At 38.1% G+C, this 937-nt stretch carries 1 protein-coding gene; it reads right to left on the bottom strand.

Annotated features, from left to right (window positions below; all coding sequences use genetic code 11):
* Positions 1 to 333 precede the first annotated feature (333 nt).
* Positions 334 to 937 (bottom strand): NERD domain-containing protein (locus WD019_RS21660; RefSeq protein WP_425712813.1); only part of this gene is annotated, 604 nt, incomplete at its 5' end.

The raw sequence follows: 937 nt of genomic DNA on the forward strand, positions 1-937 counted from the left end.
TTTAGACTCACCCTATTGGACACTTTTTCTACTCGGACCTCCATTTTTGGCTTTTAGAACCGCCCTATTAGACACTTTTTCTACTTGGACCTCCATTTTTGGCTTTTAGAACCGCTCTATTAGACACTTTTTCTACTTGGACCTCCATTTTTGGCTTTTAGAACCGCCCTATTGGACACTTTTCCGGTTCAGAGCTCTATTATTGTCTTTTAGACGCGTCCTATTGGACACTTTTCCGGATCCATGACGAATTTTTGTCTTTTAGCAGCGCTTTATTAGCAAAAATTTTCTTGTGTCGGGGATCGTGCCTCTATGTTAGAAGCAAAATCCTTTTTATTGATAATGGTACCATCGGCGGGCTCCAACCGTTTTTAAATTTTTATCTAAAACTCTTTTAATTTTCTTTTTAGATTCTATGATTTTACACCATTCATAAATTGAATTTGTAGTTATTTTCCGATCTGGAAATAGAAACTTAAATTCCTCAACATTACGCATTATTGCAGCTGCAATTCCTTCTTCGTGCCCACATTCCTGGCAATTAACGTTTTTTCCTTCTACATTTATGGAAAATGAGTCGCACTTTGCACAAGTAATTCCCTTCCTCAGCCTGTCAAAATCATAAGATGGCAGCTGCCTATAAGGAGCTTCTTCACAATGAAGCGAAAACAATTGATTGGCTAGATCCTTGTGTTTGCGACTGAGCTTTGATTGCAGGTTATTAAGTTTTCTAAAATAGCGGTTAAGTTGTGTTGGAAAAATAAATGGGAGATGAAGAGGTGCATGGTACAAGGTGAACTCAGGATTGATAAAAACAACGGAAGCAACAATAGGCAAATGATATCCAAGACTTTGCAGCAGTTGGCGTAACAACGATTCGCTTCGCTTCAATTGAATGAGCGGGTTATTCACTTCTACTTTGTTTTTCATGTACAGT

Origin of the sequence: Fictibacillus sp. Mic-4, assembly GCF_049843615.1 — a bacterium.
GTDB classification, from domain to species: domain Bacteria; phylum Bacillota; class Bacilli; order Bacillales; family Fictibacillaceae; genus Fictibacillus_A; species Fictibacillus_A gelatini.